The 13,766-nt window shown below is 55.5% G+C and carries 13 protein-coding genes, 1 other RNA gene and 1 pseudogene; 7 read left to right on the top strand and 8 right to left on the bottom strand.

The genetic code is table 11. The features are described 5' to 3' along the window. The first annotated feature begins 216 nt into the window (after positions 1-216). Positions 217-1,923 carry an acid phosphatase gene (locus tag AC07RO_RS11730; protein WP_495086086.1) on the top strand — a complete coding sequence of 569 codons (1,707 nt, stop codon included), beginning with the start codon at positions 217-219 and terminating at the stop codon, positions 1,921-1,923. A gap of 61 nt (positions 1,924-1,984) precedes the next feature. On the opposite strand, the gene AC07RO_RS11725 is transcribed toward AC07RO_RS11730, so the two are convergent. The 3 genes from AC07RO_RS11725 to coaA form a co-directional block, all read right to left on the bottom strand. Continuing rightward, the gene (locus AC07RO_RS11725; RefSeq protein ID WP_495086085.1) at positions 1,985-3,181 is read right to left on the bottom strand and encodes an MFS transporter; all 1,197 of its coding nucleotides are present in this window, start codon (positions 3,179-3,181) and stop codon (positions 1,985-1,987) included. Positions 3,182-3,280: 99 nt separating this feature from the next. Continuing rightward, the gene (locus AC07RO_RS11720) at positions 3,281-3,649 is read right to left on the bottom strand and encodes a Rap1a/Tai family immunity protein (RefSeq protein WP_282373434.1); all 369 of its coding nucleotides are present in this window, start codon (positions 3,647-3,649) and stop codon (positions 3,281-3,283) included. Continuing rightward, positions 3,649-4,575, bottom strand: coding sequence for a type I pantothenate kinase (gene coaA, locus AC07RO_RS11715; RefSeq protein WP_074889248.1), 927 nt, complete (start codon positions 4,573-4,575; stop codon positions 3,649-3,651). The genes AC07RO_RS11720 and coaA overlap by 1 nt, the downstream gene beginning before the upstream one ends. Positions 4,576-4,888: 313 nt before the next feature. Here coaA and AC07RO_RS11710 point away from each other — a divergent pair, with 313 nt between their 5' ends. Further along, positions 4,889-5,104: a hypothetical protein gene (locus tag AC07RO_RS11710; protein WP_495086084.1), complete on the top strand. Its 216-nt coding sequence runs from the start codon at positions 4,889-4,891 to the stop codon at positions 5,102-5,104. Between the two features lie 351 nt (positions 5,105-5,455). On the opposite strand, the pseudogene AC07RO_RS11705 reads toward AC07RO_RS11710, so the two are convergent. Both AC07RO_RS11705 and ffs read right to left on the bottom strand, forming a co-directional pair. Next, positions 5,456-6,539, bottom strand: a pseudogene (locus AC07RO_RS11705) (type I restriction endonuclease). Positions 6,540-6,935: 396 nt separating this feature from the next. Then, positions 6,936-7,032, bottom strand: an RNA gene (ffs, locus tag AC07RO_RS11700) — signal recognition particle sRNA small type. A gap of 123 nt (positions 7,033-7,155) precedes the next feature. On the opposite strand from ffs, the gene AC07RO_RS11695 reads away from it, so the two are divergent. The 3 genes from AC07RO_RS11695 to AC07RO_RS11685 all read left to right on the top strand — a co-directional run bounded on the left by AC07RO_RS11695 (position 7,156) and on the right by AC07RO_RS11685 (position 10,479). Continuing rightward, positions 7,156-8,457 carry a site-specific integrase gene (locus AC07RO_RS11695; RefSeq protein ID WP_495086083.1) on the top strand — a complete coding sequence of 434 codons (1,302 nt, stop codon included), beginning with the start codon at positions 7,156-7,158 and terminating at the stop codon, positions 8,455-8,457. Positions 8,458-8,957: 500 nt separating this feature from the next. Beyond that, positions 8,958-9,659 (top strand): hypothetical protein, encoded by a 702-nt coding sequence (locus AC07RO_RS11690; RefSeq protein WP_495086082.1) that lies wholly within the window; start codon positions 8,958-8,960, stop codon positions 9,657-9,659. Positions 9,660-9,756: 97 nt separating this feature from the next. After that, positions 9,757-10,479, top strand: coding sequence for a hypothetical protein (locus AC07RO_RS11685; protein ID WP_495086081.1), 723 nt, complete (start codon positions 9,757-9,759; stop codon positions 10,477-10,479). Between the two features lie 503 nt (positions 10,480-10,982). On the opposite strand, the gene AC07RO_RS11680 is transcribed toward AC07RO_RS11685, so the two are convergent. Continuing rightward, positions 10,983-11,168: a hypothetical protein gene (locus AC07RO_RS11680; RefSeq protein WP_495086080.1), complete on the bottom strand. Its 186-nt coding sequence runs from the start codon at positions 11,166-11,168 to the stop codon at positions 10,983-10,985. A gap of 63 nt (positions 11,169-11,231) precedes the next feature. Further along, positions 11,232-11,549 carry a hypothetical protein gene (locus tag AC07RO_RS11675; RefSeq protein WP_495086079.1) on the bottom strand — a complete coding sequence of 106 codons (318 nt, stop codon included), beginning with the start codon at positions 11,547-11,549 and terminating at the stop codon, positions 11,232-11,234. A 102-nt stretch (positions 11,550-11,651) separates the two neighbouring features. Between AC07RO_RS11675 and AC07RO_RS11670 the strand changes: the two genes are divergently transcribed. Further along, positions 11,652-11,915, top strand: coding sequence for a helix-turn-helix domain-containing protein (locus tag AC07RO_RS11670; protein ID WP_495086078.1), 264 nt, complete (start codon positions 11,652-11,654; stop codon positions 11,913-11,915). A 475-nt stretch (positions 11,916-12,390) separates the two neighbouring features. Continuing rightward, a complete protein-coding gene (locus AC07RO_RS11665) occupies positions 12,391-12,606 on the top strand; it encodes a hypothetical protein (protein ID WP_495086077.1) in 216 nt (71 codons plus the stop codon). 26 nt (positions 12,607-12,632) lie between these two features. Here the strand turns inward: AC07RO_RS11665 and AC07RO_RS11660 are convergent, their stop codons facing one another. Beyond that, positions 12,633-13,616: a hypothetical protein gene (locus AC07RO_RS11660; protein ID WP_495086076.1), complete on the bottom strand. Its 984-nt coding sequence runs from the start codon at positions 13,614-13,616 to the stop codon at positions 12,633-12,635. Between the last annotated feature and the right edge of the window lie 150 nt (positions 13,617-13,766).

Genomic DNA, 13,766 nt, shown 5'->3' with positions numbered 1-13,766 from the left:
ACTTTCGATTGTGGGGCTGGCGCCGATCGTAGGACCGGCTTTAGCCGGGAAAGCGTCACGCGTCACACCGCAAATTGGATGTCGCCTGCACTGGCCCTTTCCCGGCTGATGCCAGTCGCACTGGGGGGCGCGCCCATCGCTGTAGCAATCCCGTCATATTCCCTCGCTAGGCTCCGGCGACACATGTTGTAACAACTCGACCTGCGAGCGCCCGCCATGACCAAGAAACCGGAAGATCCCGCACAGGCTTCGGCCCCCCAGACACCGGTGGATGGCAGCCGTCGACGCTTCCTCGGCGGCGTCGCGGTACTGGGCGCCGGCGCGACCCTCAGCGGTGTGGTGGGCGCGGCCGAAGCAGCCCCTGAAGGCAAGCCTGCGACGGACACCCTGTTGACCGGCCCGGCGCTGGACAAAGCGCTGCAGGACAACATCAAAACCATCGTGGTGATCTACGGCGAGAACCGCAGCTTTAATAACCTGTTCGCCAATTTCCCGGGCGTTGAGCACCCTCTTTCAGCCGTGAAAGCCGAGCAATACCGCCAGCGCGACCGTGACGGCAAGGTCCTCGACAGCCTGCCGCAGTGCTGGGGGGGCGTCTGCCAGATCGGCCCGCAAAGCGTCGACGGCGTCACCTACGCGACGGGCGTGCAGTATCAGGAAAACCTGCCCAACGCGCCCTTCCCCCTCAAAGGCCCGAGCGGCGAAGACCTGCCCCTGAGCGTCGTCACCCGCGACCTGTGGCACGTGTTCTATCAGAACCAGATGCAGATCAACGGCGGCAAGAACGACGCCTTCGTCGCCTGGGCGGATTCCGGCGGTCTGACCATGGGCTACTACGCCCAGACCCAATATTCCCTGCGCCTGTGGGACGTCGCCAAAGAGTTCGTGCTCTGCGACAACTTCTTCCAGGGCGCTTTCGGCGGTTCGTTTCTCAACCACCAGTACCTGATCTCGGCCCGGGCGCCCTTCTACCCGGACGCGGTGAACTCCCCCGCCAAGTCACAGATCGCCGTGCTGGAAAGCAGCGATCCGCTGGACTACCGGCTCAAACCGCTGGAGAAATCACCCGCCAGCGCCATGACCGGCCCGCCGCAATTCGGCCCGAGCGCGTTGACGCCGGACGGTTATGGCGTCAACACCATGGCCCCGCCCTACTGGCCGACCTGGCTGCGGGACAAGGAAAAGCCGGATTACTCACAGCCGGGGCTGGCCAACGTGCTGGTGCCGCAAACCCATGACCACATCGGCGACAAGCTGTCGAAGAAGAACGTCGACTGGGCCTGGTACGCCGGCGCCTGGCAGGTGACGCTGGACGAGTACAAGGACTCGACCGGCATTCCGAAGATTCCGAACTTCCAGTACCACCACCAGCCGTTCAACTACTTCAAGCAGCAAGGGCCGGACAATCCGGCAGAGCGCAAGAAGCGACTGCGCGACGGTGGCCTGGGGGATGAATCCAGCACCAATAAATTCCTCGCCGACGCCGAGGCCGGCAAGCTGCCCGCGGTGACCTTCTACAAACCCCAGGGCAACCTCAACATGCACGCCGGTTACGCCGACGTGGCTGCGGGTGATCGACATATTGATCGCGCCATCAAAGTGCTGCGCAACAGCCCGCAGTGGAAAAACATGGTGATCGTCATCACCGTCGATGAAAACGGCGGCTGGTGGGACCACGTCGCGCCGCCGAAGGGCGATCGCTGGGGACCGGGCACGCGGGTGCCGGCGATTGTCATCTCACCGTTCGCGCGCAAGGGCACGGTCGACCACACGGTGTACGACACTGCCTCGATACTGCGTCTGATTACGCGGGTGCATGGTCTGGAGAAACTGGAAGGATTGACCGAGCGCGACAACGCCATGGCGGCACGGGGTCAAACGCCGATGGGTGATCTGAGCAACGCGCTGCAGTTTCCGGTGTAGCTCGTTCCAGTGTAGCCGCGCGCGCAACCATCGCTGGCAGGTGGGCTGATCTTATATGTAATCAAGCCGCCTGCCGACCGCCGGGCTCGTTCGGCAAGCAAACCGTTAGCACCGCCAGCACCACCGCGACCCCCGCAATCACCCCATACACCGCAACGAACGAACCGCTGACGCTCGCCAATAGCCCGGCGCAGTAATTTCCGAGCATGCCGCCGACGCCTTGCATGATGTTGGCGATGCCGAAGATGGTCACGGCCAGCGCCGCACGGGACGCCATCTTCGACACGTACGCCGGGATCAGTCCGAAGATCGGGTAGAAGGCCACGGCGAACACGACGCCTGCCACGAGCGGCCAGTAGCCGGTCGGCGCGATGACCAGAATCAACGCCGCCGTCGCCACGCAGACGTACACCAGCAACATCGCCGCCCGCAGGCCGATGCGGTCCGACAACGCGCCGAGCGCCAGGCCGCTGAACATGCCGACGAAACCGATGCTGGCCCAGATCTGCGCGGTGTACTCGACGCCGAAATGCAGCTCCGTGCGCAAGTAGGACGACAGGTAGTTCTGAAAGGGAAAGGTCGAGAAGCCGATCAGAAAATTCATCGACCAGACTGCGTACACCCAGCCCTGCAGCGCCTCACGCAGAACGCCTCCACGTGGCGCGCCATCACTGGCACTTTCATCGTTGCTCATAAAGAGCAGCGCACGTTTGAAGACCAGAAACACGCCGACGGCCAGCACGACCGTGATCAGCCCAACGATCCACCACACCGTGCGCCACTCGCCCTGGGGCGCATAAAACGGCACCAGCAGGCTATTGATGAACACGCCGTAACTGGTGCCGCTCGACACCAGCCCCATGGCCATGCCGCGGTACTTGTAGGGCACGGCGCGCGCGATCACGTCGACCATCGGCACGAATACCGTCGCCGCCGTGCCAGCCAGAATCGTCAGCAGCAGACCGATCAACACCACGTTCTGTGCCAGGGGCATAAGGAGCAAGGCCAGCGCACACACGGCGCCCGATCCGAAAATCACCCAACCGCCGCCAACGCGAGGCGTCAGCCATGCCGCCAGCAACGCACTGGCGAGAAACCCGGCCTGCCCCGCTGCGGTGATGGTGCCCACGTAGGCGATATCGAAGCCCAGGCTGGCGCGCATGTCCGGCACCAGTTGGGCAAAGAGGTAAATCCCGAAACCGTATGTCGCGGCCACGAGACCGGTAAGCAGTAACACAATCAGTGCGTTGATCCGCATCGTCGGCATCCTTGCTGAAGGCCGTCGCAGACGCGGCGGCACAGGTCGACCCGGAGCATCTCGTCTGGATCAAGCAAAGGCTAGCGCAAAACGTGAGGGTTACTGGCAGGGAAACGCGTTTTTCAACGCCGCGACGACCAGCACGGACTCATTCAGATGCAGACTCTCGGGATGCGCCTGCAAGGACTGCACAATGATGCGCATCGACTGAATCATCGGAATACCGCCCTCGGGCACGCACACCAGTCGGGGCAATCCGCCCGCTTCGTGGAACAGGTCCAGGGTGTCCATCGTCGCTTGCAGCACCCCGACGCAATGGCCGACACCCACGCCGTTCTGCGCCACGGCGCCGCTCATGCTGCTGATCCCGTCCTGGCATTCAAGCAGCAACTTGTTGCCGTCCGCCAGAGCGCCAGCGCTGACGCACAACGCGAATAGCGCCGACGCGGCCGCGATGGACTTCCTCATCAGCGTAGCCACAGTTCCTTCACCGAATGATCCGACGCCTTACGCACCACAAGGCTGGCGCGCTCGCGGGTCGGCAGGATGTTTTCCAGCAGATTGGGACGGTTGATGTCGTGCCAGATCTTGCGCGCCGCGTCCGGGGATTTCTCCGGCGGCAGGTCGGCCAGCTCGCGGAAGTAAGCGCCTCGCGCGCGAAACGCGGTGCGTTGCAGCATCAGAAAACGCTCAACGTACCAGCGCTCGATGTCGCCTTCTTCGGCGTCCAGATAGATCGAGAAATCGAAGAAATCCGAGACGATGCTGCCCGGCTTCTGCCCGTCGTTGCCCTCGGTCTGCAGCACATTCAGCCCTTCGAAAATCAGAATGTCGGGCTGGCTGACCTTGAAGAACTGGTCCGGGACGATGTCGTAGCTGATGTGGGAATAGACCGGGGCGGTGATTTCCGGCGTGCCGGCCTTCAGGTCGGAGAGAAACTTGACCATGCGCTTGCGATCGTAGCTTTCCGGAAAACCCTTGCGGTGCATGATGCCGTCGGCGACGAGCCGGGCGTTGGGGTGCAGAAAGCCGTCGGTGGTGATCAGATCCACCCGGGGATGATCCGGCCAACGCGCCATCAGCGCCTGCAGCACCCGGGCGAAAGTGCTCTTGCCCACCGCGACGCTGCCCGCCACCGCCACCACATAGGTCTGACGTTTGGCAGGGCGTCCGAGAAAGGTGTCCTTGATGCTGTCGAGGTTGCGTGCAGCACTGACATGCAGATTGATCAGGCGCGACAACGGCAGGTAGATGTTGGCGACATCCTCCAGCGAGATGTCCTCATTCACGCCTCGCAATGCGGCGAGGTCTTCTTCGGACAACGTCAATGGCGTACTGGCGCGCAGCCCCGCCCACTCCGCGCTGCTCATTACCAGATAGTCATCAGGGGCCATCAATCGCGTTCCAGTCAGGTGTCCGTATCGACAATGGTGCGAAGACTATCGTATTGATCCAAATGGAGGGCAGATTTATTTGGGTCTGTCGGGGCGATTGGCTTTGCGCCGAGTGTCGAGGGCCAGACGATACGGTGCCGGGTTCGGCTTGCAGAATCTGGCTGAAACGCCTGAAACCGCTTCTGAGAAACTGAATGGCGGCCCTGCCGCAGAACCTGACATCAGGGCCCGCAGACCTCTTTAATTCGTCCCGAAAAACCTACCTCAGGCTAGGCTGTACGGTGAGATTTCCAATTGATGAGGGGAACACCGTATGCAATTGCTATCAGCTGAAATCAAGCTTCTGCTCGCCCTTCAGGCAGGACAGTCTGTGGTCAAGGGTGACGATGTGCACACACTTCGCCAGTTGATCACCAAGGGGTATGCAGTGAGTAAGGATGCTTCTGATGAAAACGGGGACGAGTTCATCGAAGTGCGCCTGTCGCCATCAGGCCGGGAGGTTGTGAGCGACCTATATACAGACGAATGACAGTCCAGCGGCCTGAGCGCGAGGTGAGAGCATGATTGCAGGACAGCTTGTAATGAGACTTCTGGGATTCCAGCCCCGCCTTTGCTTCCGGCCAGAGTGGGACCATTCTAGCGGCAGTCGTCAGGAACTTTACGGCCTTAACTCTGTGATTCAGCGTGGGTTGGCAACGGGCTGGTCGGATTAAACTGACCAGATTGGGCGCATGTCAATTCTTGGGTGGGGCGCGGCATGATGCCAAACGCGGACTATGTGAGTCACCATTGCGATAGCGCTAGCTCGTCCGCCCGCCCCCTACGCTGGAAACGCACCTAAGCATTTGCCAGCGCAGGCATCTCGTACCGACTGACTGAATTAGCTGTAGTGTGAAATCACACCCTTCAGGTGATCGGAGAAGCTATATATATATCGTCGACCGAATCAATTGCATGCCGGGTTTCGTTTTTCTCGCGATCAAAAATACCTATGTACTTTTGACTCCGATTGAAATGTAGCCGGCATATGGGTTTCCTATTGTTGTCGTCAAGCAGGATGCCGAAATAGCTCTGCGTATCCCGGTGCACAATGCGCTTGGCGTCAACGACCGATCTCACGATAGCTTTAACGACATGGAAACCTTCCAGTTCTTCGAGCGTGGTTTGAACCCGATCGTCCTCTGTCTCTTCCACCGTTTCACTCGCTGGATTGCTATCAACAGGGGCCATCGCGAATGTCGGCTGGATCGGACCACTGATGGCGGACTTAAGCCGGTCATTGACTTGATCGCCCAAGAACTGCGCAGCAGCCTTTCGCGTCAACACTGCGAATTGCTCACGAACTTTCTGGGTGATGATTCCTTCGTAAACACGGGCCGCGAAAAACTTAACAAATTCATCGTCAGGTTTGGTGAATTGAGCGGCAATCTCCCTCTTAATCTGGCCTACGTACTTCAGCTCCCCAGCCGCGCTGATGATGGAGTCCACGTCAAAAGCGGATTTTGTGAGCTTCTCCAGCTCGGGCAGGGCGTGTTCGTCGAGATCGAGCAGATCCAGCTCCAGAAACGGCTTGTCGTCCATTTTATTGGGCGCGTCGAGGTCGGTATAAAACCGGTAGACCCGGCCGTTGGTGAGTATGGAAATTCGCGCACTGGTGACGTGGAAGTAGCGAAACAATTGACTGGCATGATTGATATGAAGGGGTTCGCCGATTTTTTTGCACTCGATCAGGATTTGCACCTCGCCATTTTTCATAATGCGTAATCGATTTTCTCCCCTTTTTTGGTTCCAACATCGCAGATGTATTCTGGGACTACTTCCAGCGGATCAAATACATCATATCCAAGCACAGAATTGATGAACGGCATCACAAATGCTGTCTTGGTTGCTTCCTCAGTCTGGATGGCAGCAGATTGCTGCTGGATTTTGGCCGATAACGCGTTGACTCTCGCTAGAAATTCCATAGCTCGCTCCTTGCTCGGGAAAATCAGAGTAGTACCAAGACCCCATACCGGCAATTCAAAATCAAAACGAAATTTTCAGAATCAGAGACGTCTTTCACGAACGCCACCACAGTCCTACAAAGCGCGATCACGCGCTGGCTAAAACTCAGCGCAAAACAAGCTCAAAGGCTTACAAGCCGTGATCATTGCAATTCCTTCAGATGGAACCCGCGCAAAGACTGGATCACCATGAAACAGGTCTGTTGCAGTGGATTGGAAGGAAGATTCCGGAAAAATGAAAACGTTGGGCCGGGGGAACGCAAATGACGCAGACAGTCGCATCATGCGCGGTGCAGTGGGAATTACTAAAAGCAGAAGAAACGGCGGAATCTAGAGAGGAGAGCGTTATGGAGGCAACCCCACCAGCCACACCCCGGCACACAATGTTCCCGCTGTGGCTGCTGCCTTCCGGCTCTGACCAGGTTCACGGGTAATCGTTGCGGGGGCTCTAGGGCAAGGGTTTGAAGGTAGTGGGGTTGCCAGATATCTATCGTGCGTATTCATTGCACGGGCAGTCAAAACTCTGAGGTGTAGCCAGCATTGTCACACTTTGCTGTCACACATCGGTGTCACACACATGGCATATCTGATCCGTCGCGGAGCCTTCTATTACCTGAATCTCCGGCTGCCCAAACACCTGTTCCCAAGGTGTCACACCTTACGCCTGAGCTTGAACCTGACGACTCGACAAGCTGCAACATTTGTTGCCGCCTCAATTGCTCAGCAGGTGCATCAGCACTTGTCCACCCACCCTACAGAGCCTCTCGAAACGCTTCGCACGCTGTGCATGAAATGGCGTAGTGCAACCCCTACGCCTCCTTCGGCAAACGCTCCAGATTACACAATGAAGCGACTACCGAAGCAGGCTTTCCGAGGCCCAATGCTTGGCGAGCTTTCAAAGAAGTACCTAAGTGAAGGAAAAGCGGGAGGAACGTGGCGAGAAGTCAGCACGCACGAGGTTGAACGGGCATTGCGAGACTTGTTCGAGCTCATGGGGGACATGCCTGCTGGTGCATTCGACGCGCATCAAGCCCGACTCTTAAAGGAACGCTTAGGCCGGTGCCCCCAATACTTCGCTCTGCTGCCACAATTCAAGGGCAAGACGTTAATCCAAGTGATTGAGTCCGGCGTCACATACAAGACCATCACTGCCGTGACCGTGAATAACCGCCTTCGCAAGCTCTCGGCGTTCATGAACTGGTGTAAATCCAATGGCTACGTTGCGGAGAATCCGCTGATGGGGATCAAGGTCATGACGGGCGCTGCCAAGGACGCTCGATTGTCGTTCGAATCAGCTGACCTAACGGTCTTGCTCGATTTGGATGCGCTTATGACTGAGGCCCGCAAGCATCCGTGGCGCTTCTGGCTCCCCTTGCTTGGAAGGTTTACAGGCGCTCGATTGGAAGAGCTATGCCAACTGCGTATCGATGACTTCATCCAGTTTCAAGGCATTCCGTGCATCCGTATCGATGACAGCAACGAAGGCCAAAATCTGAAGAACTCCAGTAGCCGCCGCACGATACCCCTTCACCCATCTATGGTCGAACTTGGCATCCTGCGGCATGTTGATTCAGTCAAAGCCAGCGGTGCAGATAGACTGTTCCCTGAACTTGAGGCTGTGCGAGGAAAGCTTGGTCATGCCCCCTCCAAATGGTTTGGCAGGTACAAGACGAAACGCGGAGTCACCGATCCTCGCAAGACCTTCCACAGCTTCCGTCACTCGTTTATTGACGACCTACGGGATGCAGGGGTTCAAGACTCGTTGATCAAGCGGATGGTGGGACATGAGGACGGCTCCGTCACCTTCGGTATCTACGGCAGCAGGATACCAATCAAGGCAATGAACGAGGCATTAAGGCACATCAATAACCTCCGATAAACTCCAGAAAAGTACAGTGAAATTGCCCGCTCACTCGACTGCCCCACCTCACACAAAACGGTAAACCCAATGATTACGAGGCGAATTGATGGTCTGGACTAAGCAAGGGGCGTTCTTCACCGTGAAAACCAGTTTTCAAAACGCGGCAACCGAAAATGTCAACCCATAGGGGTTGCTTTTCGTCTGAATTCGTGTAGTATTAACGACCTGCCTCAGTGGGCAGAACAGATCGCCGAGAAACCTCTACGTGGCCAGTGCTGAAAATGCATGAAACCGCAGGAGGTTTTTTAACGCCTGATTTGTGGCTGATCACCATTTGACGATCACAGCAAACCATGAGAACTGCCATGACCATTGCGAAGCAATTGAATACCAACATGAGGTTAACGACATCGAATAGCTAAGTTCCTGACCCTCCGAGTGAGAAGAATGACGAGCCTCCGATGCCGACCGTGAGTCGGTTTTTTATTGCCCATTTTTCAACCAAACGGAGGTAAACCATGCAACAACACAGCATCAATGACTTCACCCGAACCATTTACGTCTTGCCCAGCGCCGCTGGAATCCACCTCGACTACAGCCTTGGTGAGGAGATTCCACTCTTCGCCCCATTACCGACAGATACTTTGGTATGTGGCGTAGGCTACAACTCGATCAGCAGACGTAAAGCAATTGGCCTGACCTACCACGCAACCACATGTCGCGCTTACAGGCGCTGGATTGACATGCTTCGTCGCTGCTACGAATCAGATGCTCCGGCATATTCGGGATGCACAGTATGTAGGAAGTGGCATGACTTTCAAGAGTTTGCTGACTGGTTCACTGCTCAGCCCTATGCGAATGAGCCGGACGCGGAGCTGGACAAAGATATTCTCGACCCACTCAACAGAATCTACTCACCCGAATTCTGTTCACTGGTTCCCAGGCTGATAAATCAGATGTTTCGAGACACCCGTAGTCAGCGCGGCAGACTGCCGATCGGAGTGAAAGAAGGGCCAAGGCGCAAGGGCTTTACTGCACGCATCTCAAGATATGGTAAACAGGTTCATCTCGGCACTTATGGGGATGTCTTTAGTGCTTTCGAGGCTTACAAAGAAGCATTTTCGGCATACTGCTCTGAAATCGCGGATAAGTACGAAGGGATGGTTGACCCTCGTGTGCTTGAACGCCTTCGTACCTGCTACCGGCATATCCACGACTGATCCACACCACGCTCTACCGCAGGCTGCTCCTTAGCCTGCGGCAAACAACACCAATGAGGCCAACGCCTATGAAATGAACTGACACAGGAGAGAACTGATGACCACGCTCGTCCGCAATAACGCACTTCCCCACGCCGCATCATCTACCGACATCCGTCGCACACTAACCAAGCTCCGAACCGCTACAGTCGACCAATTCGTCGTCGACAAGGCCACTGGAGAGGTCTTGGGCAGCTACACCACTCATGATCTTGATCCGATTCCTTACGAGTACGAACAGCCTCAGATCAATAAAACCCGAGCGGAACATCCTTGCTATGAGCTTGATCCCGCTCTACGCCCTGATGTTGCCGAGATTGAAGTGGAGAGTTTGCCAGATGGTGTCGTTGACCTCGACGCCGAGCGCAGCAAACGCGGACCCAAGCCCAAGGTTAAATCCAACCAGCACGCGAGCCTATTCAAGATGGCATATGCTGAACACCATGGCTGGGTTGATGATTACGTTTTTGGTGCCTGCTACACCGTGGCTGGCGACAGCAAGGGGACGCTGAACGTGACCCCTTCCTACGTATTATTGGCGTGCCTTCTGGATGCGATCAGTGTCGAAATCGTAAAGCGCGTGATTCGCCTTCAGGCATTGCGCACCATGAGCGACCAGCAAGCACGGAGAATCTGTCAGTGTGCACGGCTTGCCATTGGCGGAATGGAACTCTATCTTGAACGGCATCCGCTTGTACTCCAGCAGCTACGATTCGAAGTGGATTTTGCCGCCTCGTACCGCCGAAAAGACGACATCGAGCTACTGCAAGGAATGCCGTGATTTAATTACGCTAGGATAAGAGAAGCAAACGGCCTGAGTAAGAGATCGCACCGGGTTGATGAATTACGCTCGGATATGGATGTGAAGCATTTGCAGCATGAGGCTTATGCCTCAGACCGATAGGTCTAAGCTTGAAACATCTTGACCGGAGGTGGGGGCTCAATCTTCAGAAGTGTTACTGGGGAATAATATTGATGACAATCAATTCCCCAAAAAAGGACAAGTATCACCTGTGTCGTTGCGAGACAGAGTCATCCTCAATAACTCCGTTGATTTTCTCTGCACCATGCCCTCAAGAGCGGAAAGCTCATCTGGTGTGGTTGTTATGTATTTTTCTTGATGGGGATATCCATCTGTACTGACGTACAGGTTGGAACTTCAGTGGTGCGAAGATTGACCCAAGGACCGTAGTGGACACCCCGCATTGTGGGCTGATGACTGCACAAACCCAAGCTGGGCGGAAAACTGATCGCCGTCACATCTCCCCTCCCAAGGGATGACCCCTATCGCTGGCGCAGCATAACTTGTTTGATCTGTTTGTCGATCTTCCTGTTGTGCCAATCATTGCTACGCATGGTTATGCCCCAGATGAATAGCCACAGACCGCAAGTCGGGATGCTGAGCAGCAGGTGCAAGATGTGATTGGTCTTCCTCTTCTGACTGGTCAGATAGTAGTGCTGATCGTTCATGTTCGTCCTTGTTCGGCTGGAGGTTGGTCCGAGTAATTAGTTCACGTCAGTTCTTGAGCAGATTCAACGCAACCAACCATTAGCTGTCATGGCTGTTTTCCCGCTGGGAAGCTGAATCAATGCTGACTTGTCGCCGTCCTTGGGACCTTCGATGAAATTGACCTTGGTAGCAGTTGAGATCGTTCTGCACTTACCTGACTCAATCAGGCGGCCAGCCTCATCTTCGTCCTGATCTAGAGACGCCTCAACCATCTTGGTCCAATCCCCTGCCTTGTAACAAACCATCGAACCAGCAACGAGGGTCCGTTTAGGGTAGGTGTCGGCCATCGCTGTAGATGCGATCAGAGGCAGCAGGCACAGCACGCGAGTAATGGTGTTCATCAAGCGATCCTAGAATACGGAGGTAAAGACAATAATATCTGATATTCAGATATCCGGAAAGCAGATATAGGTTGAGCAGCTACCCCGCCGTAGCAGACAGCCATGCCAAAGACGATCCATCGCACCGAACACGAAATTTTTTTGTCGATACTGAAACGACATAGGAAGGAAGCAAAGCTGACTCAGGTGCAATGCTCGAAGGAGCTAGGACGACCTCAATCGTTTATGAGCGATGTGGAAAGCGGATCACGAAGGTTAGACATCGTGCAAATCCGTGATCTATGTAGGGTCGTGGGGATCACGCTGGTGGAGCTTATCGGGGAGTTTGAGGAGCGTCTTTCCGAGGATAACCATCCAAAGCTCTAAGGGATATTTTGCTAACTCACTATCGACTCACCCTCTAGCCAGATCAAGAAGGTCATGGAGTGTTTTCCAAGGCTGCTCCGTCTGATCGTCAGCATGCTTACACCCCGGCGAGTGCGGGAACCTTTCTTCTGACTGACTCAATGGCTGAGCAACCATGCAGCCGGAGCAAACGACACTCCCCCCCATGAGCACGAAAACAGCATTCCATTCGTAAATATCCATGTGCTGCATTCTCCATGTTTGAAGCAGCAGGATAACTGTGTCTAAACCCCCTGAACACCATCGAAAACGTACATCCGAATGAGGTTTCCAAGCTGGGGTGAAAGTTGTAGCACGCCTGCAGCCCAGTAACGAAAAGGCCTGTGCTGGTCTCAGATCAAGGCGGCCACGTTGAAAGATGGTTTCTGGACGTTTCCAGACGGGAAAACCGTTCCAACTAGGCCAGACTCAGTGTTTTCTGCGTGAAGAATGCACCATGGAACTGCTATCTGTCGAAATCAAGCTTTTGCTCGCCATCCATGCTGGCCAGCCCGTTGTAAAAGGCGAGGACGTGTATACGCTCCGACAATTAATCGCTAAGGGTTACGCAGCGGGTGCGGACGCTTCTGACGAGGACGCTGACGAGTACATCGAAGTGCGTCTGACGCCATCAGGTAGGGAAATCGCAATCGACCTCTATACGGATGAGTGACGGCCCGCATGTCGATCAACAAGCATTCACTGGTCCTTTTTCAAGGAACGAGACTTGCGCCCCTTGATCCCCTTGCGTGGAGCTTCCGTCACATTCCTAAAAACGACAGTAGGGCCGGTGATGTCAGGAGATTCATGGATTTCCATCTGTAGATTCAGACCTAAAACCTCCAGCGGTTCAAACATCCGCAGGCGAGAGATCGTTTCGCCAGTGTGGCTGCGAGAATACTCACCTGAGAACACTAAGGGCTTATGCTCCTCAAGCCATTGAATGCTGCCTGTACACCTCAGCAGTGCCACAGGCACAGGGCCCTCGGCTGTATCCAGAGCGTGAGGTTCATTCAATGTGACGTTGAAATGCACCGGAACCGCTGGACCATTTATCTCCAGTGCATTCAATAACTCCGGATGGTTGCCAAGCGTCTTCGTAAAGACTTCACGCGGGGTGACGGTCACGCCGGTATTCAAATTGCGAAGCGTAAGGTTTGCTTGATCCCCGTCTAAGGCCTCGTTCAAGCTGTCTGTGCTGACTGTCGGGGGCAGTGACTCTATGCCAAATTCGACCCTATCAAGGTTACGAATCTCAGTCCGGTGAGGCATGCCGACAAGCTCTGGCCAGCTCTCGAATTCAGATGGCGATAACTTCTTGAACTCCCGAGTATCAATTGCAAAACGCTCCGCCTCCTCGATTGCGGCAGCACTGAAGCCGGACGTGGACACAGCTGTAACGCGGGAAAGATTGAATCGTTGTCTTCTGCCAACCAGCTGCTCAATCCAAGCTGCGTTGGCTGGTCCCTCTGATGGGCGGTCTCGACACTCAATGAGCCACTTGAAGTCGATAGTACCGACTTTCCCTTCGACCATTATATCCAGCTCTGCTGCTGGCCTTCCCTCAATAGTATTGCTGAGCACTCGGGGCGTGATCGTCCAGTCCGGTGGTAGCTTCAAGCTTTCAATGTATATGACGACGTTTTCTAACTGCTTGCCATCGTTCTTGGTCTTCTTTGCCATAGGTAATTCGCCTACCGGTAGGGTTATCCCTTAAAGATATACGGTTGCAAAGAGATTAGGCGTGTTCAATTGGGTACACCCTTGGGACCACTGGTCGATGAATACGCTAGCCGTGTTCAATAGGCTTGATTTAGATAATGAACACAGAGA

Source organism: Pseudomonas sp. GW821-FHT07F05 (assembly GCF_059418765.1).
This window is presented reverse-complemented; position numbering and strand designations above follow the sequence as displayed.